General features: G+C 67.3%; 1 protein-coding gene. It reads left to right on the plus strand.

Annotated features, from left to right (window positions below):
• Positions 1 to 526 precede the first annotated feature (526 nt).
• Complete coding sequence (locus LZC94_43910) at positions 527 to 24,409, plus strand: non-ribosomal peptide synthase/polyketide synthase (protein ID WXB14753.1); 23,883 nt, start codon at positions 527 to 529, stop codon at positions 24,407 to 24,409.
• The last annotated feature ends 310 nt before the right edge of the window (positions 24,410 to 24,719 follow it).

A 24,719-nucleotide genomic window follows, 5' to 3' on the forward strand; every position in this document is an offset into this window, starting at 1 on the left:
CTTCGAGCGGTTCACTCGAATTCGATTCGCAGGCGAATATCCGGCAGGCGGAACATCGTAATTCAATTCGTTCGATCGGCATCGCGCATCGCCGATCGACAGCACGGGCCGCATCGCCAATCGAGCGCGCGCCCCGCTGGTCGAAAATAGCCGCATGATCCATTCGATCATGATCTCGCCGATGTGAGCACTGCATCTGCCCATGTACCAAACCGGTACACCCCTGCGAATGCGAAGGTGTACCAAACCGGTACACTCGTACGCGCCGCGCAGTATGGTGAGTCGCTGCGTGGGTGTAGCCAAGGGCTTGGAGGCTGCCCTTTGCGGAGACTGCGCGGATGTGGATTCGGACATTCCGCAGATTTTGCGTCGTCGTCGGGTGCAATTGGCGGCACGCGTGATGCTTAAGCGCGCCGCGCAATGGTGCGCGTGAAGCACGTTGTCCATCGGTAGCTCGTAGTTGGATGTGTGGGCCTGTTCGGGGCGGAACCGCAATGCGAGTCAGGAGATGTGGAGGCATGATCCCATGAGCAACGTCAGCGTCGATCGCGAACTCGCCCATGCCGGGCACGAGCTGGGTTCGATGGAGCACGTGGTGGGCCACGTCGCCGGCGGCGCCTCCAATGTGCAAGACGTCTATCCCCTGGCGCCCGCCCAGGAAGGAGCGCTCTTTCACCATATCGTGGCGACCTCGGGCGATCCGTATTTGCGTTCGACCATCCTTCGCTTCGATCATCGCTCGCGCCTCGATCGGTATTTGCGGGCCCTGCAGGCCGTGATCGATCGGCACGATATCCTGCGAACGGGGGTGGTGTGGGAAGGTGTTCCCGAGCCCGTGCAAGTCGTGTGGCGGCGCGCCGTGCTGCCCATCGAAGAAGTGACGCTCGATTTCGTCCCCCACGATCGCGACAGCGACGAAGACAATGGCGCCAAGCAGCTGTATCGCCGGGTCGACCCGCGCAACAAGCGGCTAAACCTCGGCCATGCGCCCCTGATGCGCGCCTATGTCGCGCGCGCCCGGGCGGGCGAGGGGTGGCTCTTGCTGCTGCTCACCCACCATCTCATCGTCGACAATGTCACGCTGACGCTCCTGTCCTCGGAGATCGAGGCCCACATGGCAGGCCTCGCCGATCGGCTGCCGCCGCCCATACCCTTTCGTCACTTCGTCATGCAGGCCCGACGCGGCGTGAGCCGCGCGGAGCACGAATCGTTCTTTCGGCGCATGCTCGGGGACGTACAGGAGCCCACGGCGCCGTTTGGCCTGCTGGAAGTGCACGGCGACGGCAGCGGCATCCGGCAGGGCCGCGCGGCGCTCGACGCATCGCTGGCGAGCCGGCTCCGGGCGGCGGCGCGCCGTTTGGGCGTGCGCACGGCCAGCCTGTTTCATCTGGCGTGGGCCCAGGTCGTAGCGCGCGTATCGGGGCGCGGTGATGTGGTGTTCGGCACGATCCTGCACGGCCGCCGCAACGCGGGCGACGGCGCGCAGCGCGCGCTGGGGGTGTTCGTCAAAACGTTGCCCGTGCGCCTCCGCATCGACGCGTCGAGCGTGGAGTCGAGCGTCCGCCGGACCCACGAGCTGCTATCGGATTTGTTGCATCACGAGTACGCATCGTTGGCCTTGGCGCAGCGCTGCAGCGGGGTGGCCGCGCCCGCGCCGCTCTTTTCCTCGTTACTCAATTACCGCCGCAACCGCGAAGGCGATTTGGCGGAGGCACCGCGCCACTGGGAGGGAATCGAGGCGGTGCACGGAGAAGAGCGCACCAATTACCCATTGATCATGATGGTCGACGATCTGGGTGAAGGCTTCGGCCTGACCGCGCAGGTGCAGACACCGATCGAGCCCGAGCCGATATGCGGTTCGATGCAGACCGCCCTCGCGGCCTTGGTGAAGGCGCTGGAGCGCTCCCCCGGCGAGGCCATTCAGCGCCTCGACGTATTGCCCGCCTCCGAACGCCGCCGCGTGCTCCAGGAATGGAACGCCACCGAAACGGAGTATCCGCGCGACGCGTGCGTGCACGATCTGTTCGAGGCGCACGTCCAGCGCGCCCCCGACGCGGTAGCCTTGGTGCACGGCGCGCGCTCGCTGCGCTACGCGGAGCTGAATGCGCAGGCCAACCGGCTGGCGCATCGTCTTCGCGCGCTCGGCATTGGTCCCGAGGACCGGGTCGCGCTGTGCATGGAGCGAAGCGTGGCGTGGATCGTGGGGCTCTTGGCGGTGCTCAAGGCGGGCGGCGCCTATGTGCCGCTCGATCCCTCGTACCCGTCCGAGCGGCTCGCGTACATGCTTCGCGACAGCGCGCCAAAGGCGTTGCTGACCTCGACGGGAAGGGTGCACGACGGCATCGCGGGCGACGTCCCGGTGTTGGAGCTCGACCTCGAGGACCCGGAGTGGGCGGCGCTCTCCGCGGAGAATCCCGAGCGGCGGCACCTGGGGCTCACCCCCGAGCATCTGGCGTACGTGATTTACACCTCCGGTTCCACCGGGCTGCCCAAAGGCGTCATGGTGGAGCACCGTGGCGTGTGCAATCTGGCTCATTGGCATCGCCACGCCTTCGATATCGCCCCGGGCGCGCGTACTTCCTGCGTGGCCGGGTTGGGATTCGACGCGGCCGCGTGGGAGATTTGGTCCGCGCTGGGTTCGGGCGCGACATTGCTCTTGCCGGATCTGCCGGACGCGCCATCCGAGGACGCCGCGCGCGATCCCTCCGCGCTGCTCGCATGGTGGGCGGAGCAAGAGCTCGATACGAGCTTCATGCCGACGCCCCTGGCCGAGGTCGCGCTCTCCGAGCAAAAGACCGCCCGAGGACTGCGCACCTTGCTCGTGGGGGGCGATCGCCTGCGCGCGCCGCTCGATCGCGCATGGCCATTCGCGCTGATCAACAACTACGGACCGACGGAGACCTCCGTGGTGGCCACCTCCGGCCGTATGGAGGCGCACGCCCCGGTGGTGCACATCGGTCGCCCCATCGCGAACACGCGGATCTACATCCTCGATGGGAACGGCGAGCCCGTTCCCGTGGGGGTGACGGGGGAGCTGTACATCGGCGGCGTCGGGGTGGCGCGAGGCTATCTGCATCGGCCCGAGCTGACGGCGGAGCGGTTCGTCCCGGATCCCTTTGCGTCCGAGCCGGGAGCGCGCATGTACCGAACCGGCGATCTCGGACGATGGCTGCCCGACGGAAACATCGAATACGTGGGGCGGAACGACGAGCAGGTCAAGCTCCGCGGCTTCCGCATCGAGCTGGGGGAAATCGAATCACGGCTCGCCGCCCACGCGGGGGTGCATGAGGCGGTCGTGTTGGTGCGCGAGGACGAGCCGGGCGAAAGGCGCCTCGTTGCATATTACACGGGGTCCGAGCCGGTCGACCTTACGGCGCTGCGCGCGCATATGTCGTCGACCCTGCCGGACTACATGGTGCCCGCGGCGTATATGCATATGCCGTCCTTTCCGCTGACCGCCCACGGTAAATTGAATCGCCGCGCGCTGCCCGTGCCCCACGCAGGAGCGTACGCGGCGCGAGGATACGCAGCGCCCGAGGGCGAGGTCGAGGCCATCCTGGCGGAGCTCTGGTCGGAGTTGTTTGCGCGCGGCGCGCGCGATACGCGCGCAAAATACGAAAAAGAGGCAGAACACATCAAACGCGAAAGCATCGGCCGCTACGACAACTTCTTCGAGCTCGGCGGTCATTCCCTCCTGGCCGTGACCTTGATCGAGCGCATGCGCCATCGCGGGCTTTCGGCTACGGTTCGCACATTGTTCGCGGCGCCGACCTTGTCGGGGCTGGCCGCGGCCGTGGAGCGAGGTGTTTCGCCGGCGCCCGTACCGCCCAATGCCATTCCGGAGGATTGCCGCGCCATCGTGCCGGAGATGCTGCCCTTGGTGTCGCTCACCGCCGCGGAGATCGAGCACGTGGTGCACGGTATCGCCGGGGGCGCATCGAACGTGCAGGACATTTACCCCTTGGCGCCTTTGCAAGAGGGCATTCTCTTTCATCACCTTTTGGCCACGGACGGCGATCCGTATCTGAGCTCGAGCATCTACCGATTTGCGGATCGACCGCGCCTCGAGAGCTATTTGGCGGCGCTGCAGGCGGTCATGAACCGTCACGATATCTTGCGCACCTCGGTGGAGTGGGAGGGCGTCCCCGAGCCCGTGCAAGTGGTTTGGCGCCAGGCCGCACTGCCGATCGAGGAGGTGGTGCTCGAGCGTGGCCCAGGAGATGCGGCCGAGCAGCTTTATCGAACGATCGATCCCCGGCGGCAGCGGTTGAACCTCCGAAGGGCGCCGCTGATGCGCGCGTACGTCGCGCGCGCGCCGGATCGCGAGGGGTGGCTCTTGCTCCTGCTCACGCATCATCTAGTGGGGGACAATGCGTCGTCCAAATTGATGCTCTCGGAGATGGGCGCGCACCTCGCCGGGGAGACGGCTCGATGGCACGCGCCGGTTCCATTTCGCGATTTCGTGGCGCGCGCCCGGCAAGGCGTGGCGCGCGCCGAGCATGAAGCGTTCTTCCGGCGGTTGCTCGCGGACACCACGGAGCCAACGGCGCCTTACGGATTGTCCGATGTGCGCGGGGATGGAAGCGGAATCACCCAAGCGTCTCGGACCTTGGAGCCAGAGCTCGCCCGACGCCTTCGCGCGCGCGCCCGGCACCTCGGGGTGAGCGCGGCCAGCATCTTTCACGTCGCGTGGGCGCTGGTGTTGGCGCGCGCCACGGGACGCGGTGATGTGGTGTTCGGCACCGTGCTGCTCGGGCGCTCGGCCGGGCACGCGGGGGTGGAGCGCGCGATGGGATTGTTCATCAACACGCTCCCGGTGCGCATCCGCATCGATGCAACGGGCGCCCACGCCAGTGTGCAGCGGGCGCACGCGTTGCTCGCGGATTTGCTGCACCACGAGCACGCGCCGCTGGCGCTGGCCCAGCGTTGCAGCGGGGTGGCGCCGCCGGCGCCGCTCGTGACATCGCTGCTCAATTACCGTCATGGCCTCGAGCTCCCCAACGCCGCGCCGCAAAGTACGGGCGGATCGCCGCTTGGATGGGGCGGCATTGCGCTCGTGCACGCGGAGGAGCGCACCAATTATCCATTGACCTTGTCGGTGGACGATCGCGGCGACGACTTCGTGCTCACCGTGCAGGTGCGCGCGCCCATCGAACCGGAACGCGTCGGGCATGCGATGCACACCGCAGTATCCGGCTTGGTGGAAGCGCTCGAGCGCGCGCCGCACCAGGCGATCGAGACGTTGGACGTGCTCCCGGCCAGCGAGCGCCGTCGCGTGCTCCGCGAGTGGAATGCCACGGAAACCGCGGAGACGGCGTATGTACGCGAGCGTTGCATCCACGAGTGGTTCGAGGCGCAAGCCGCGCGAACGCCGGACGCCGTAGCGTTGACGTTGGTGCACGGCACGGAGAGCACGACGGAGGTGCGCTACGCGGAGCTGAACGCGCGCGCAAATCGCCTGGCGCATCATCTTCGCGTGCTCGGCGTTCGCCCCGACGATCGCGTGGCATTGTGCGTCGAGCGGGGGCTCTCCATGGTGGTGGGCCTCCTGGCCGTGCTCAAGGCAGGCGGTGCGTACGTGCCGCTGGATCCCTCGTATCCGCCCGAGCGGCGCGCGTACATGTTGCGCGATTGCGCGCCCAAGGTGCTCCTGACGCAATCGGGAATCGGGCGGGGCGAAGGGATGGACGACATGGGCGACGCGACCGTGCCCGTGCTGGATCTCGACGCGCCGGAGCCGGTCTGGTCCGGGTTCCCTGCGAGCAACCCCGACCCGCGTGATGTAGGGCTTACGTCGCGGCATTTGGCGTATGTCATATACACCTCCGGCTCCACCGGACTGCCCAAAGGCGTCATGACGGAGCACGCCAACGTCACCCGCTTGTTCGCCGTAAACTCGGAGTGGTTCCGATTCGATGGCAAAGACGTTTGGGCGCTTTTTCACTCCATCTCGTTCGACTTTTCGGTCTGGGAGCTCTGGGGCGCCCTTCTTCACGGCGGACGCCTCGTCGTGGTGCCCGCCGCGATCGCGCGCTCGGCCAACGACTTTTACCGCCTGGTGTGCCACGAAGGCGTGACCGTCCTCAATCAGACGCCGGGTGCATTTCGGCATTTCGTGGCCGCGCAGGCCGCGAGCGCAGCGGGAGGAGGTCTCCCGACGAGCGCATCGAGCGCGACTCCGCACCGATTGCACACCATCATCCTCGGCGGCGAAGCGCTCGATGCTGCCACGCTCGAAGCCTGGTACGCCCGAAACGGCGCCGGGGACGTGCGCATCGTCAACGGCTATGGTCCAACCGAAACGACGGTTTGGGCAACGTGGTATACGTGCCGTGAGACCGACGCGGCCCATCCACCCATTGGTCGTCCGATATGGGATACGCGTGTTTATATCCTGAACGAGGACGGCCAGCCGGCGCCGGTGGGGGCGGTGGGAGAGCTGTACATCGGCGGCGCGGGGGTGGCGCGCGGGTATCTGCACAGGCCCGAATTGACGACCGAACGATTCCAAAAGGATCCGTTCGCCGGCGAGCCAGGGGCGCGGATGTATCGAACCGGCGATCTCGGCCGGTGGCTCCCCGACGGCAACATCGAATATTGGGGGCGGAATGATCATCAGGTGAAGATTCGCGGGTTCCGCGTCGAGCTCGGCGAGATCGAATCGCGGCTCGCCGCGTATCCCGGGGTGCGCGAAGCCGTGGTGGTGGTGCGCGAAGACGCGCCGGGGGAAAAGCGCCTGGTCGGGTATTACACGGCGGCGGAGGCGCTGCCCGTCGGCGAGCTGCGCGCGCATCTTTCGTCGGCGTTGCCGGATTACATGGTCCCAGCCGCGTACGTGCATATGTTCGTCTTGCCGCTCACCGCCAATGGCAAATTGGACCGACGCGGCCTGCCGGCGCCCGATGCGGACGACTACATGGCGCGAGGCTATGTTCCACCGCAAGGGGAGGTGGAATCGACCCTCGCCGAGCTCTGGGCGGAGCTGTTGCAACGTGAGCGGGTCGGGCGGCACGACAACTTCTTCGAATTGGGCGGCCATTCGTTGATGGCCGTCACCTTGATGGAGAAGATGCGCCGGCGCAGCCTGCACGCGCACGTTCGCACCTTGTTCGCCACGCCAACCTTGTCCGACTTGGCGGCCGCCGTGGTTCGCGAGGCGCCGTTGCATGCGGTGCCGCCCAATGCCATCCCCAACGATGGCACGGCCATTACGCCCGCGATGCTTCCGCTGGTGGCGCTCACGGAAGCCGAGATCGAGACGATCGTCGCGCGCGTGCCCGGCGGGGCCGCGAACGTGCAAGACATTTATCCGCTCGCGCCTTTGCAAGAGGGGATTCTCTTTCATCACCTTTTGGCGACGGAAGGCGATCCCTATCTGATTTCGACCATCTTTCGATTTGCCGATCGGGCGCGCTTGGAGCGTTATCTGGCGGCTCTTCAGGCCGTGATGGATCGGCACGACATCTTGCGTACGGCGTTGGCGTGGGAAGGCGTATCCGAGCCCGTGCAAGTCGTCTGGCGCCGCGCGACGCTGCCGGTCCACGAGCTGACGCTCTCCCGCGAGGCCCGCGCCGATCGCGCCGCTCACGAAGATTGCGCCGAACGCGCCGATCGCGAAGGCGCAGACGCCGCGGAGCAATTGTACGCGCACATCGATCCGCGCCACCGGCGACTCGATTTGCACGAGGCCCCGCTGATGCGCGCCTACGTGGCGCGCGATACGTCCGGCGACGGCTGGCTCCTGCTCCTGCTCACGCACCACCTGGTGCTGGATCACAGCACCTTGGACGCGATGCACGACGAGGTGCTGGCGCACCTCACCGGGGAGACGCACCGCCTACCGCCCCCGGTCCCCTTTCGCAACTTCGTGGCGCAGGCGCGTCTCGGTGTGGGCCGCGCGGAGCACGAAGCGTTCTTCCGACGTCTTTTGGGCGACGTCGATGCCCCCACCGCGCCCTTTGGCGCATTGGAGCTGCGCGCCGACGGTGCCGGCATTTCCCAAGCGCGCCGCGAGCTGGATTCGGATCTGGCCGAGCGGCTTCGCGGGGCGGCGCGCCGCTTGGGCGTGAGCGCGGCGAGCATTTTTCACCTCGCGTGGGCGCAGGTGCTGGCGCGCGTCTCGGGACGGAATGACGTGGTGTTCGGCACCGTCTTGCTCGGGCGCATGTTGGGCGGGTCCGGTGTCGAGCGCGCGATGGGCTTGTTCATCAACACCTTGCCGGTGCGCATTCGCATCGACGACACCGATGCCGAATCGAGCGTGCGCCGAGCGCACGGCCTCTTGGCGGATCTGCTGCATCACGAGCACGCATCGCTGGCGTTGGCGCAACGCTGCAGCGGGGTGGCCGCGCCGGCGCCTCTCTTCGCGTCATTGCTCAATTATCGACACAGCCCGGATGACGCATCGGTGAAAGGTCGTTCGTTTTGGAACGGCATCGAGCTGGTGCACGCCGAAGAGCGCACGCACTATCCACTAACCCTATCCGTGGACGACCTGGTCCGAGGTTTTTCCATGACGGCGCAGGTGCAGGCGCCCGCCTCGCCCGAGCAGGTTTGCAGCTCGATGCAGACCGCCATCACACGGCTGGTGGAGGCGCTCGAGCGATCCCCGCAAACGGCCATCGCGGCGTTGGACGTGCTGCCGGCCACGGAGCGCCATCGCGTTTTGCAGGAGTGGAACGCCACGGAAATCGACTTTCCGCGCGACGCGTGCGTGCACGAATTGTTCGAAGCCCAGGTGGCGCGAACGCCGGACGCCGTGGCGCTGGTGCAGGGCCCGACCGTGCTGCATTACGCAGAGCTGAACGCGCGCGCCAATCGGCTGGCGCATCATCTTCGAGGGCTCGGCGTTGGTCCCGACGATCGCGTCGCTTTGTGCCTGGATCGGAGCGTCGCCATGGTGGTGGGGCTCTTCGCGGTGCTCAAGGCAGGAGGCGCCTATGTACCGCTGGACCCGTCGTACCCACGCGAGCGCCTCGCGTCGATGGTGCGCGACGCGGCCCCCAACGTGATCCTGACGCAGTCCGGGACGGCGCTCGCGTTGGCCCGTGCGATTGCGGGTGGCGTTGCCGTGTTGGACTTGGACACGCCGGAGCCCGCGTGGTCCGCGCTTCCCCCGGACAACCTGGAGCGCGACGCCATCGGGCTCACCTCGGAGGCCCTCGCCTATGTGATTCACACCTCCGGCTCCACCGGGGTGCCCAAGGGCGTGATGAACGAGCACCGCGCGGTGGTCAATCGACTCCTCTGGATGCAGCGCGAATACCAACTATGCGAACGCGACGCCGTTTTGCAAAAGACGCCTTTCAGCTTCGACGTGTCCGTGTGGGAGTTCTTCTGGCCGTTGCTGGCGGGGGCCAAGTTGGTCCTGGCGCGCCCCGAAGGCCACAAGGACGGCGCGTACCTGGCCGAGATCCTCCGGCACGAGGCGATCACCACCGTGCACTTCGTGCCATCCATGCTTCACGCCTTCTTGGAGCAGCCCGATGCCGCGCAGTGCCGCGCCTTGACGCGCGTGATCTGCAGCGGCGAAGCGCTGCCGGCGTCCCTCGTCGAACGCTTCTTCGCCCAGCTGCCCGCGGCGCGGTTGTACAATCTCTACGGTCCGACCGAAGCGGCGGTCGACGTCACCGCGTGGGAATGCACGGCCGGCGCGACGGTCTCGGATATCCCCATTGGCCGCCCGATTTCGAATGCGCGTATCTACATCTTGGATGAGCGCCGGCAGCCGGTTCCGACGGGCGTACCCGGGGAGCTCTACATCGGCGGCATCCCCGTGGCGCGGGGGTACCTGCATCGGCCCGAGCTGACGGCCGAGCGGTTCGTGGAGGATCCCTTTGCGCGCGAGCCGGGGTCGCGCATGTACCGGACGGGCGATCTCGGCCGGTGGCTCGAGGATGGAACCATCGCGTACTTGGGGCGAAACGACGATCAGGTGAAGATCCGCGGCTTCCGCATCGAGCTCGGGGAGATCGAGGCGCGGCTGCGCGCGTACCCAGGCGCGCGCGAAGCCGTCGTTCTGGCCCGCGAAGACGAGCCGGGCGAGAAGCGGCTCGTTGCATACTACACGGGTTCGGAGCCGCTCGATACGGTGGGGCTGCGCGCGCATCTCGCGTCGGCGTTGCCCGATTACATGGTGCCGGCGGCGTACGTGCACATGCCCGCACTGCCCGTCACGCCCAATGGCAAACTGGATCGGAGCGCGCTGCCCGCACCCGGCGCGGGCGCGTATACCGCGCGCCAGTACGCTGCGCCTCGAGGCGAGGTGGAGTCCATCCTCGCGGAGCTATGGGGCGAGCTCTTATCGCGGGAGCGGGTCGGACGGCACGACAATTTCTTCGAGCTCGGCGGCCATTCGCTCAAGGCCGTCGCGCTGATGGAGAAGATGCGACGGCGCGGCCTTCGCGCGACCGTCCGAACGCTGTTCGCCGCGCCCACCCTGTCCGAGCTGGCCGCCGCGACCGAGCGCGCAGCGCCGCAGGCCGAGGCGCCGCAGGCCGACATTCCGCCCAACGCCATCCCCGAGGACTGCGACGCCATCGCGCCCGAGATGCTGCCGCTGGTGACCCTCTCGGCCCGCGAGATCGCGCAGATCGTGGGTCGCGTGGCGGGTGGCGCCTCGAACGTGCAAGACATTTATCCGCTGGCGCCGTTGCAGGAGGGCATTCTCTTTCATCATCTTTTGGCCACCCACGGTGATCCTTATTTGAGCTCGAGCATCTTTCGATTGCCCGATCGGGCGCGGCTGGAGAGCCACCTCGAAGCGATACAGCACGTGATCGATCGGCACGATATCTTGCGGACGGCGGTGGAGTGGGAAGGTGTCTCCGAGCCGGTGCAAGTGGTGTGGCGCCGGGCGCTGCTGCCGGTGGAGGAGGTGGCCCTCGATCCCGAGGCCGGGGATGCGGCGGAGCAGCTGTATGCGCGCGTGGATCCGCGCCGATTGCGACTCGACGTGCGCCGCGCGCCGTTGATGCGCGTTCATGTGGCGCGTGACATTGGCGGCGCGGGGCGCGATGGCTGGTTGCTGCTCTTGCTCATGCATCACCTCGTCGGTGACAACACCACGTCCAGAGCCATGGTCTCGGAGATGGAGCTCCATGGGTCGGGGCAGCTCTCGCGTTTGCCGCCGCCGGTCCCATTTCGCGCGTTCGTGGCGCGGGCGCGGCTCGGCACCCGCCGCGCCGAGCATGAAGCGTTCTTTCAGCGGCTCTTGGGCGACGTAACGGAGCCCACGGCGCCATTCGGGCTTTTGGAGGTGCGCGGCGACGGCAGCGGCATGGTGCAAGGCCATCGGCCCGTCGCGCCGGAGCTCGCCCGGCGGTTGCGCGAGCGCGCACGGCGGCTGGGGGTGAGCGCGGCGAGCCTCGTTCACGTGGCGTGGGCGCAGGTTTTGGCGCGGGTCACGGGGCGCGACGATGTGGTGTTCGGCACCGTGCTGCTCGGGCGCATGGTGGGCGGCGCCGGGGTGGAGCGCGCCATGGGGCTGTTCGTCAACACGCTGCCCGTGCGCATCCGCATCGACGCGACCGGCGTTGCGGACAGCGTGCGCCGGGTGCACGCTTCGCTCGCGGATTTGTTGCATCACGAGCACGCCTCGTTGGCGTTGGCGCAGCGCTGCAGCGGGGTGCCGGCGCCCGCGCCTCTCTTCTCGTCGTTGCTCAATTACCGCCATGATTCTTCCGAGGCGAATCATTCCTCCCCGCATCATTCCTCCCCGCAAACCGTCATCGAAACGGTGCGGGTGGACGAGCGCACCAATTACCCCCTGACCGTATCGGTGGACGACCTCGGGGAAGCCTTTGCGCTAACGGCGCAAGTGCAAGCGCCCATCGACCCGGAGCGCCTCTGCGACACCCTGCTCACCGCCCTTGCCGGTTTGGTCGACGCCTTGGAGCGCGCGCCCGAAACCGCCATCCGAACCTTGGACGTGCTACCCGCCTCGGAGCGCCATCGCATCGTGCACGCGTGGAACGCCGTCGCGACCGAGCCTTCGCCCAGCGCCTGCATCCACGAGCTCTTCGAGGCCCAGGTGGCCCGAACGCCCGACGCGGTGGCGCTCGTTCACGGCTCGCAGACATTGAAATACGCGGAGCTGAACGCGCACGCCAATCGCCTCGCCCGTCACCTGCGTCACCTTGGCGTACGACCCGATGACCGGGTCGCCTTGTGCCTCCCGCGCGGTGCGTCGATGGTGATCGCGCTTTTGGCGGTGCTCAAAGCGGGGGGCGCCTATGTGCCGCTCGACCCGGCGTATCCGTCCGAGCGCCTCGCGTACATGCTGCGCGATAGCGCCCCGAAGGTGCTCCTCACGCAAACTGGACTGGCGCCTGCGGACCTCGGCGACGACGTCGCGGTGTTGAACCTCGACGCGGAGGAGCCGGCCTGGTCCGCTCGTTCGGCCGATGACCTCGCGCGCGGCGAGCGCGGCGAGGTGGAGCTCACCCCCGCGCACCTGGCGTACGTGATCTACACCTCCGGGTCCACCGGTCTGCCCAAAGGCGTGATGGTCGAACACGCCCAGGTCGTGCGCTTGTTCGAGGCCACCTCCGCGTGGTTCCAATTCGACGCCAACGACGTTTGGACGCTCTTTCACTCCATCGCCTTCGATTTTTCGGTCTGGGAGCTCTGGGGCGCCCTCTTGCACGGCGGACGCCTCATCGTCGTATCCCCAGAGACGGCGCGTTCCCCCGACGAGTTTTATCGCTTGGTCTGCCGCGAGGGCGTGACCATCCTCAATCAGACCCCCAGCGCCTTTCGTCACGTCATGGCCGCGCAAGCCGCCAGCGCCGATCGCCACCGCTTGCGGACCGTCATCTTCGGCGGGGAGGCCCTCGAGCCTGCGATGCTCGCGCCCTGGTACGCGCGGAACGATGACGAGCAACCTCGCCTCGTCAACATGTACGGAATCACCGAGACCACCGTGCACGTGACCTACCGCCCGCTGCAGCGCGCGGACGTGGCGCGCGCAGGCGCAAGTCCGATTGGCGAACGGATACCCGATTTGCGCATCTATATTTTGGATCGGCACGGGGAGCCCGCTCCGGTGGGGGTCGCGGGCGAATTGTTCATCGGGGGCGCCGGCGTCGCGCGCGGATATCTGAATCGCCCCCAGCTGACCGCCGAGCGGTTCGTGAAGGATCCCTTCGCCGGCGGGCCGGGAGCGCGCATGTACCGCAGCGGCGATCTCGGGCGATGGCTTCCGGACGGGAGCATCGAGTACTTGGGACGAAACGACGACCAAATCAAAATACGCGGGTTTCGCATCGAGCTCGGGGAAATCGAGGCGCGGCTGCAATCGTATCCGGGGGTGCGCGAAGCGGCCGTGGTGGCGCGCGAGGACGAGCCGGGCGAGAAGCGCCTCGTCGGCTATTACACGTCGGCGGAGCCCGCGGTCGTGGAGAGCGTCCGCGCGTACCTGGCGGCGAGGTTACCGGATTACATGGTGCCCGCGGCCTATGTGCATCTGCCGGCGCTGCCGCTCACCGCCCACGGCAAATTGGATCGGCGCGCCCTGCCCGCGCCCGACGCAGGCGCGTACACCGCGCACGAATACTCCGCGCCTCGAGGCGAGGTGGAGTCGATCCTCGCCGAGCTCTGGGCGGAGCTCTTGCAGCGTGACCGGGTTGGACGGCACGACAATTTCTTCGAATTGGGCGGCCACTCGCTCAAAGCCGTGACCTTGATGGAGCGGATGCGGCGGCGCGGTCTGCACGCACCCGTGCGCGCCATATTCGCCGCGCCAACCTTGTCCGGATTGGCGGCCGCGACCGGGCGTGAGGTTTCGGCCCTGGCGATACCGCCCAACGCCATTCCCGAGGATTGCAAAACCATTATGCCCGATATGCTTCCACTGGCGGCGCTGACGGAGCGCGAGATCGAGCACGTGGTCGGACGGGTGGCAGGGGGCGCCTCCAACGTACAAGACATTTACCCGCTGGCCCCGCTGCAAGAGGGCATTCTCTTTCATCACCTTTTGGCGACCGAAGGCGATCCCTACGTCATTTCGACCCTATTCCGTTTTCCGCATCGCGCGCGCTTGGAGGCTCACCTCGACGCCATGCAGGCGGTGATGAACCGACACGACATCTTGCGGACGGCCGTGGAGTGGGAAGGCGTCTCCGAGCCCGTGCAGGTCGTGTGGCGCCGGGCGATGCTGCCGGTGGAGGAGGTGGCGCTCGATCCTCAATCCGGAGATGCCGCGGAGCAATTGCGCCGCCGCATCGACCCTCGGCGGCAGAAGCTCGATGTGCGCCGCGCGCCCTTGATGCGCGCGTACGTGGCGCGCGACACGCGCGGCGAAGGGTGGCTGTTGTTGCTCCTGACCCATCACTTGGCCATCGACCACAGCACCTTGGAGGTGATGCACGAGGAGGTGACCGCCCACCTCGCGGGCGCGACGCAACGGCTTTCGCCCCCCGTCCCCTTCCGCAACTTCGTGGCGCAGGCGCGCTTGGGGGTGAGCCGCGCGGAGCACGAAGCGTTCTTTCATCGCCACTTGCGCGGGGTGACGGAGCCCACGGCGCCCTACGGGCTCGTGGAGGTGCGCGGCGACGGTCGCGGGATCGCGCAAGCGCACCGCCCGCTGGATCCCGATCTCGCGCGCCGGCTGCGCGATCGCGCGCGGCGGCTCGGTGTGAGCGCGGCCAGCATCTTCCACCTCGCGTGGGCCCGGGTGCTCGCCCGCGCAACGGGGCGGGGCGATGTGGTGTTCGGAACGATCCTGCTCGGGCGCATGCTGGGCGGCGACGGTGTGGAGCGCGCGATGGGGCTGTTCATCAACACCTTGCCCGTGCGCATCCGCATCGATGCCACGGAGGTCGTCGCCAGTGTGCAAAAGGTGCACGGCCTGCTCGCCGATTTGCTGCACCACGAGCACGCGTCCCTGGCGCTGGCGCAGCGTTGCAGCGGAGTTGCGTCGCCGGCCCCTCTCTTTTCGTCGTTGCTCAACTACCGCCATAGTCCCGAGATCCTCGAGACGTCTGGACGCGTTTGGAACGATATCGAGATTGTGCACGTGGAGGAGCGCACCAATTACCCCCTCACCCTGTCGGTGGACGACGGGGGTGAAGCGTTTGCGCTCACGGTCCAAGTGCAGGCGCCCATCGAGCCCGATCGCGTTTGCGAGGCGGTGCACACCGCCGTTTCGGCCTTGGTCGACGCGCTCGAGCGCGCGCCGCAAACCCGCGTCGAGGCGCTGGACGTGCTGCCCGCTTCCGAGCGGCACCACGTACTCCATGCGTTGAACGCCACCCAAACGGACCATCCGCGCGACGTGCGCATTCATGACGCCATCGAATGGCACGCCGCGCAGACGCCCGACACCCTCGCGGTGGTGCAAGGCCCGCTGGAGTCGACGTACGCCGAGCTGAACGCGCGCGCCAATCGCCTCGCGCACTACCTTAGACGGCTCGGCGTCCGGCCCGACGATCGCGTGGCGCTGTGCGTGGAGCGAGGCATCGCGATGGTGGCGGCGCTCTTGGCGGTGCTGAAGGCAGGCGCAGCGTACGTGCCGCTCGATCCGTCGTATCCCTCGGAGCGGCTCGTGTACATGCTGCTCGACAGCAACCCCAAGGTGCTGCTGACGCAAGCGGGAACCGCGCTTCATGATTATCCCCACGAGACGCGCTTGCGGGTGCTCGACTTGGATGCCGCGGAGTCGATGGCGTCCGAGCTCCCTTCGCACGATCCCGCGCAGAGCGAGGTGCGGCTCACGGCCGGGCACTTGGCCTATATCATCTACACGTCCGGCTCCACCGGACGACCCAAGGGGGTCATGGTGGAGCATCGCGGCGTATGCAACCTCGTTCATTGGCACCGCCGAGCGTTTGGCGTGGCCCCCGGATACCGCGCCTCGTGTGTGGCCGGGCTCGGGTTCGACGCGGCCGCGTGGGAGATCTGGTCGGCGCTCGGCTCCGGTGCCACCCTCGTCTTGCCGCCCGAGGAGGCGGAGCACAATCCGCACGCCTTGCTCGCGTGGTGGGCGGACCAAAAGCTCGATATCGGCTTTCTGCCGACACCCTTGGCGGAGGTGGCGCTCTCCGAACGAACGATCCCGAAGGGGCTGCGGACCTTGCTGGTTGGAGGCGACCGCTTGCGCGCGCGCCCCGACGGGGCTTTGCCGTTCGAGCTCGTCAACAATTACGGCCCCACCGAGACCTCCGTGGTCGCGACCTCGGGACCGGTGGAGTCCTCGGCGGCCCCCGTACACATCGGGCGCCCTATCGCCAATACGCGCGTTTACATTTTGGACGAGGATGGCGAGCCGGCTCCGGTGGGGGTGGCCGGCGAATTGTATGTTGGCGGTGCCGGTGTGGCGCGCGGATATTGGCGTCTCCCGGGGTTGACCGCGGAGCGGTTCGTCGAAGACCCCTTCGCGGGCGAGCCGGACGCGCGCATGTACCGCACGGGCGACGTGGGCCGTTGGCTGCCGAGCGGGAACATCGAATACCTCGGACGGAACGACGATCAAGTGAAGATTCGCGGCGTCCGCATCGAGCTGGGCGAGATCGAAGCGCAGCTCGCGTCGTGCTCCGTGGTGCGCGAAGCCGTGGTGGCGGTGCGCGAAGACGAGGCGGGCGAGAAGCGCCTGATCGGTTATTACACGGCGGCGGCGCCGGTGGCGGTCGAGAAGCTTCGCGCCCACCTCGCCTCGGCGTTGCCGGACTCGATGGTGCCCGCGGCCTACGTGCATTTGCCGGCATTGCCGCTTACACCCCACGGCAAATGGGATCGCCGCGCCCTGCCGGCGCCCGATCGAGACGCTTACGTCGCGCGCGGTTATTCGGCGCCGCGGGGCGAGGTGGAGACGATCCTGGCGGAGCTTTGGTCGGAGCTCTTGCAGCGCGACCAGGTCGGACGGCACGACAACTTCTTCGAGCTGGGCGGTCACTCGCTCCTGGCCGTGACCTTGATGGAGAGGATGCGCCGGCGCGGCTTGCGGGCTACCGTTCGCACGTTGTTCGCTGCGCCCACGCTGTCCGAGCTGGCGGCGGCCATCGGGCGCGAAGGCGCGTCGGCGTCGAATCCCACGTTCGACAATGACAGCGCTCATGGTGCCGATCTTTTGCGCCTTACGGCGGCGGAGATCGAGCACGTGATGGGCCGCGTGCCGGGCGGCGTGGCGAACGTGCAAGACATTTATCCGCTGGCGCCATTGCAGGAAGGGATCCTGTTTCACCATCTCCTGGCGAGCGACAGTGACCCTTACGTGCTCTCGAGTGTTTTCCGGTTCGCCGATCGCGCGCGGCTGGAGCGTTATCTCGAGGGAATGCAGGCCGTGATGGATCGGCACGATATCCTGCGCACGGCGGTGGAATGGGAAGGCGTTTCGGAGCCCGTTCAAGTCGTATGGCGGAAGGTGGCGCTCCCGGTGGAGGAAATCGCGCTCGACCCCGAGGCCGGTGATCCGGTGAAGGAGCTGTATCGTCGCGTCGATCCCCGACGGCAGCGGCTCGAGCTGCGCCGGGCGCCGCTGATGCGCACCTATATCGCGCGCCAGGGCGCCGGCGAGGCTTGGTTGCTTTTGTTGCTCACGCACCATTTGGCCATGGACCATGGCACAGTGGCGGTGATGCACGAGGAGGTGACCGCGCACCTCGCGGGCGAGACCGCGCGGCTCCCGGAGCCCGTGCCGTTCCGTCGATTCGTCGCGCAGTCGCGCTTCGCCGTGGGCCGCGCCGAGCACGAGGCGTTCTTCCAGCGCTTGCTCGGCGACGTCGCCGAGCCCACGGCTCCCTTTGGCTTGTCGGAGGTGCGCGGCGACGGCGATGCCATTTCGCAAGCCCGAAGAACGCTGGAGCCCGAGCTCGCGTCGCGCTTGCGCGAGCGCGCAAGGCGGCTGGGGGTGAGCGCGGCGAGCATCTTCCACTTGGCGTGGGCGCAGGTGCTGGCGCGCGTATCCGGTCGCGACGACGTGGTGTTCGGCACGGTCTTGCTTGGGCGCATGAGGGGCGGCGATGGTGTGGAGCGCGCGATGGGGCTCTTCATCAATACCTTGCCCGTGCGCATTCGCATCGACGCGACCGGCGTGGAAGCCCGCGTGCAGCGGGTGCACGAGCTGCTCGCGGACCTGCTGCACCATGAGCATGCGTCGCTGGCCTTGGCGCAGCGGTGCAGCGGGGTGGCCGCGCCGGCGCCTCTCTTCTCGTCGCTGCTCAATTACCGTCATAGCTCGGACGCCTTCGACGCGGGCCGGCCGGCGTGGAACGGGATCGAGCTGGTCTACGCGGAGGAGCGCACCAATTACCCCTTGACCATGTCCGTGGACGATATGGGTCGAGGTTTCGCCCTGACCGCGCAGGTGCAATCACCCATCGAGCCCGAGCCAATTTGCGACGCGATGCACACCGCTGTCTCGGTGTTGGTGGAGGCGCTGGAGCGCGCGCCGCAAAGAGCCATCGAAGCGCTGGACGTGCTGCCCCCAGCGGAGCGCCACCGCGTTCTCCACGCGTGGAACGCCATCGACCTCGAGCCTCCACGCGACCGGTGCATCCACGAGCTGTTCGAAGCGCAGGTCGCGCGCACCCCCGAGGCCGTGGCCTTGGTGCACCAAGGGGCAACGCTGACGTACGCCGAGCTGAACGCCCGCGCCAATCGGCTGGCGCACCACCTTCGCGATCTCGGCGTGCGCCCCGACGATCGCGTGGCGTTGTGCGTGGAGCGGAGCATCGCGATGGTCGTGGGGCTCTTGGCGGTGCTGAAGGCGGGCGCAGCGTACGTGCCGCTCGATCCATCGTACCCCGCCGAGCGGCTCGCGTACATGCTGCGCGACAGCGCGCCCGAGGTGCTGCTGACGCAAACAGGAATGGCGCTTGGCGCGCTGGCCCGTGAGGCCACCATGCCCGTCTTGGACTTGGACGCCCCCGATCCGGCTTGGTCCGGGCTCTCTTCGAGGGACCTGAAACGCGAGGACATGAACCTCACGCCCGAGCACCTGGCGTACGTGATTTACACCTCGGGCTCCACCGGATTGCCCAAGGGGGTCATGGTCGAGCATGCAAATGTCACCCGACTGTTCTCGGCGACGTCGGCATGGTTCGAATTTGGCGCCCATGACGTTTGGACGCTCTTTCACTCCATCGCGTTCGACTTTTCCGTTTGGGAGCTCTGGGGCGCGCTCCTCCACGGCGGGCGCTTGGTCGTGGTGCCGCACGACGTGGCCCGCTCCCCGGACGAGTTTTATCGGTTGGTGTGCCGCGAAGGGGTGACCATTCTCAATCAAACGCCCAGCGCATTCCGTCACTTTATGGCCGCGCAGGCGGCCCACCCCACGGCGCACCGCTTGCGGACCATCGTTTTCGGCGGGGAAGCGCTCGACGTCGCCGCGCTCGAACCCTGGCACGCGCGCAACCCGGGCGAGCTTCCCCGCCTCGTCAACATGTACGGGATCACCGAGACCTCCGTGCACGCGACGTATCGTCCGCTGGTACGGGCCGAGGTGGCTCGGGCGGGATCGAGCCCAATTGGACGGCGGATACCCGATTTGCGCATTTACATTTTGGACCGACACGGCCGGCCCGTGCCCGTGGGGGTGGCCGGGGAATTGTACATTGGCGGCGCCGGCGTGGCGCGGGGATACCTGCATCGTCCCGAGCTCACCGCCGAACGATTCGTCCGCGATCCCTTCGTCCACGGGCCGGGCTCGGGTTCATCTCGTTCGTCTCGCTTGTACCGAAGCGGCGATCTGGGGCGATGGCTTCCGGATGGAAGCATCGAGTACCTCGGACGAAACGATGACCAAGTCAAGATACGCGGCTTCCGCATCGAGCTCGGGGAAATCGAAGCGCGGCTCGGCTCGTGCCCGGGGGTGCGCGAAGCCGCGGTGTTGGTGCGCGAAGACGAGCCGGGCGAGAAGCGACTCGTCGGCTATTACGCGGCGGCGGAGCCCGTGGCGGTAGAGAATCTGCGCGCCCACCTGTCGTCGGTGCTGCCCGATTACATGGTGCCGGCGGCGTATGTGTACCTGGAAACGTTGCCGCTGACGGCCCACGGCAAGCTCGATCGCCTCGCGCTGCCCGCGCCCGACGATGACGCGTACACCGCGCGAGGGTACGAGGCACCGCGCGGCGAGGTGGAGACGATCCTGGCCGGGCTATGGTCGGAGCTCTTGCAGCGCGAACGGGTTGGACGGCGCGACAACTTCTTCGAGCTGGGCGGCCACTCGCTCCTGGCCGTGACCTTGATGGAGAGGATGCGCCGTCGCGGATTGCAGGCGACCGTCCGCACCGTGTTCGCCACGCCCGCGCTGTGCGATCTGGCCGCGGCGGTGAAGCACGACGCCGCGCCGGCCGCGATCCCGGAGAACACCATTCCAGAGGATTGCAACGTCATTACGCCCGACATGCTGCCCTTGGTGGCGCTCACGGCGCGGGAGATTGCGCACGTGGTCGCGCGGGTCGCCGGCGGTGTGCCCAACGTGCAAGACATTTACCCCCTGGCGCCGCTTCAGGAGGGGATCCTCTTTCATCATCTTTTGGCGACCGAAGGCGATCCGTATATCGTCTCGAGCATCTTCCGATTTGCCGATCGGGCGCGGCTCGAGGGCTACCTCGGCGCCATCCAAGCAGTGATGGCGCGGCACGATATCCTGCGCACCGCGGTGGAGTGGGAAGGTGTTCCCGAGCCCGTGCAGGTCGTATGGCGCCGGGCGGAGCTGCCGGTGGAGGAAGTGACGCTCGAGCCCGCGGTGGGCGATGGGGCGGGGGACGCCGCGAAGCAGCTGTACGAACGGATCGACCCCCGGCGGCAACGCTTCGATTTGCGTCGGGCCCCGCTGATGCGCGCCTCCATCGCGCGCGACGGTGCGGGCGAGGGGTGGCTGCTTCTGCTCCTGACGCACCATCTGGTGGTGGACCACAGCACGCTCGACGTGATGCACGAGGAGGTGACGGCGCACCTCTCGGGCGACATGGCGCGCCTCCCTCCGCCCGTACCATTCCGCCAATTCGTGGCGCAGGCGCGGCTCGCGGTGAGCCGTGGAGAGCACGAAGCGTTCTTCCAGCGCCTCTTGGGCGACATCGAAGAGCCCACGGCGCCTTATGGCTTGTTGGAGGTGCGCGGCGACGGCAGCGGGATATCCCAAGCGCAAAGGACCCTCTCGCCCGAGCTCGCCCAGCGGCTGCGCGCGCGCGCAAAACGGCTGGGGGTGAGCGCGGCCAGCATCTTTCATCTGGCGTGGGCGCAGGTGCTGGCGCGCGTATCGGATCGCCGCGAGGTGGTGTTCGGCACGGTTTTGCTGGGCCGCATGCTGGGCGGAGACGGCGTGGAGCGCGCCATGGGGCTCTTCATCAATACGTTGCCCGTGCGCATCGGCATCGACGCGTCGGGCGCCGAGGCCAAGGTGCGAAAGGTGCACGAGCTGCTCGCCGATCTGCTGCACCACGAGCACGCCTCGTTGGCCCTGGCGCAGCGCTGCAGCGGGGTGGCGGCGCCCGCGCCATTGTTCTCGTCGCTGCTCAATTACCGGCACAGCCCGGAGGCGCTGGAGGCTTCGCGGCGCATCTGGAACGGTATCGAGGTGGTGCACGCCGAGGAGCGCACCAATTACCCATTGACGTTGTCCGTCGACGATATGGGAAAAGGATTTACGCTGACGGTACAAGTGCAAACGCCCATCGCGCCCAATCCCATTTGCGAAGCGATGCACACCGCCGTCGCTGGATTGGTGGAAGCGCTCGAGCGCTCCCCCGGTACGTCCATCGAGACCTTGGACGTGCTCCCGGCCTCGGAACGCCACCGCCTCCTTCACGCGTGGAACGCCACCGAGGCGGATTATCCGCGCGACGCGAGCGTTCACGAGCTCTTCGAAGCGCAAGTGGCGCGCACGCCCGATCGCGTCGCCTTGGTGCACGGCTCGTCCGCGCTGCGCTATTCCGAGCTCGACGCGCGCGCCAACCGCCTCGCGCATCGTCTGCGGGCGCTCGGCGTGGGGGCCGACGACCGGGTCGCCGTGTGCGCGGAGCGCAGCGTCGCCATGGTGGTGGCCCTCTTGGCCGTGCTCAAGGCGGGAGGCGCCTATGTGCCCCTCGATCCGTCGTATCCGCCCGAGAGGCTTTCGTACATGCTGCGCGACAGCGCGCCCAAGGTGCTCCTGACGGCAGCCGGGATGCCGCTCGATGACCGCGACGGCATCGCCGCCGGTATCCCCGCGGTGCTCCGTTTGGACGCGGCGGAGCCCCTCGATGCCGGCTTCTCCAGCGAGAACCCCGAGCGCCTGGATATCCAACGAGCGCCCGAGCACCTCGCCTACGTGATTTACACCTCCGGCTCCACCGGGGTGCCCAAAGGCGTCATGAACGAGCACCGCGCCGTGGTCAACCGGCTCGTCTGGATGCAGCGCGCCTACGGTCTCGCCGAGCACGACGCCGTGCTCCAAAAGACTCCTTTTAGCTTCGATGTCTCCGTGTGGGAGTTCTTCTGGCCGTTGCTGACGGGCGCCCGGATGGTCCTGGCGCGCGCCGATGGACACAAAGACAGCGCCTACTTGGCGGAGGTGATTCGGCATGAACGGATCACCACCGTGCACTTCGTACCCTCGATGCTCCACGCCTTCCTCGAGCAACCCCAGGCCGCGCGCTGCCGCAGCTTGACCCGGGTGATTTGCAGCGGTGAAGCGCTGCCCGCCTCGCTCGTGAGACGCTTCTACGAGCAATTGCCCAACGCGCGGCTCTACAATCTTTACGGGCCCACGGAGGCCGCCGTCGACGTGACCGCGTGGGAGTGCCCCTCCGATGGATCGATATCCGAGATGTCGACCATCCCCATCGGGCGCCCCATCGCGAATGCGCGCATCTACATCCTGAACGGGCGAGGGGAGCCGTCTCCGGTGGGGGTGGCCGGCGAATTGTACATTGGCGGCGTCGCCGTGGCGCGCGGATACCTCCATCGGCCCGAGCTCACGGCCGAGCGCTTCGTTCGTGATCCCTTCGCCGTCGATCCGGAGGCGCGCATGTACCGGACCGGCGATCTCGCGCGATGGCTCCCGGACGGGGACATCGAATATCTGGGACGAAACGACCATCAGGTGAAGATCCGCGGTTTCCGCATCGAGCTGGGGGAAATCGAGTCGCGGCTCGCGTCGTACCCCGAGGTGCGGGAGGCAGCCGTCTTGGCCCGGGAGGACGCGCCCGGCGAAAAGCGCTTGGTCGCCTATTACACGGCCGCGGAGCCCGTGGCGGTGGAGGACCTCCGCGCCCATCTCTCCTCGGCGCTGCCCGAGTACATGGTGCCGGCCGCATACATGTATCTTGCAACTATGCCGCTCTCCCCCAATGGCAAGCTGGATTGCCGCGCGCTCCCGGCCCCCGACTCCGGCGCCTACACCGCGCGTGGCTACGAGCCGCCGCAGGGCGAGCTGGAGTCGCTCCTGGCGGAGCTCTGGTCCGAGCTCCTGCAGCGGGATCGCATTGGCCGCCACGATGACTTCTTCGAGCTCGGCGGCCACTCCCTCTCGATCCTGCGGGTCATCAACTCCCTCCGCCAAGGCGGCCTCTCGATCACCGCCTCCGACGTCTTCGATCACCCCACCATCGCCCGCCTCGCCGAGTCCATCGCGCGCGCTCCCCAGGGACCGAGCGAGGGCAGCATCGCCATCCGCGCCCACGGCGCAGAGCCGCCGCTGTTCGTGGTGCACGAGGGGGCAGGTTCGTTGTTCTACGCGCACCACCTGGCGCGCTTCATCGACGAAGACGTCCCGGTTTACGGGATGCTCCCCGTGTCCAAGGGCGACCGCCGGGTGCTGGCCATCCACGACATGGCCGAGCAGATGATCCGCATCCTTCGCGAGCTGCGCCCCAGTGGCCCATACCGGCTGGCGGGATACTCGTTTGGTGGTTTGATTGCATATGAAATTGCGTCGCAGCTCATCGATCTCGGTCACGAGGTGGAGTTCGTCGGCCTGCTCGATACGTACCGCTCGGTCCATCGGAGCGCGAGCCCGGCGATTCAAGCGCCCGACGAGCAAGATTACTTCTCGATCCTGCTGCACGATCTCCTCTCGGTCGGCGAAGAGCACTATTCGCCCGAGCAAATGAGCGAGCTCGAGTCGCTGGCCCGAAACGCGGACTTCGAGGGCCTGGTGGCCATTGCCAAGCGATGGTCGCTCATGCCCCCGGAGCTGGCCGATCTCTCGTGGGTCGAGGTCAAAGCGATCATCCAACAACTCCACGAGAACGCCGAGGCAGCCGGCAGCTACCACCCGAAGTGCATCTCCGCCCCCGTCCATTTTTACCGCGCCGAAGACTCGGCCAACGGCATCGATCCCATCGCCGACTGGGCCCGCATCGGGCTGCCCAACCTTCACGTGACCCGAGTCCCCGGCTCGCACCGGAGCATGATGAGCCGCCGGAACATTCACCTCCTCGCGGAGGCGATGAACGCGTCACTCAAACATCGTCCTGGCCAGGTGTAAGTCCAATTCGAAGTTCGTCGTAAGCTGCGTCGATTGGCGCGCTTCGCGTGGCTTGCGTCAGTTGCCTGCGTCGTTTTGTCGCGGGCTCCGGACCGGACGAGGTTACTTTTCGGCGCACGCACCGGTGCATGGTATGTGCTGGTACGAATACCGGTGCCATTACCAATCAGACGGCTGATACGATGTCGGTCATCGTCATTGTCGTGAGGGCGCCGTCCGTCGTGGCAGAAGCTCAAACGTCGCGGGGTGGTGAGTCAAAAGGTCGCACCGCCGTCTCGAAACGACGGCGTCCGTATCGAAATATGCGAAA

The organism is Sorangiineae bacterium MSr11954 (assembly GCA_037157815.1).
Lineage (GTDB): Bacteria > Myxococcota_A > Polyangia > Polyangiales > Polyangiaceae > Pendulispora > Pendulispora albinea.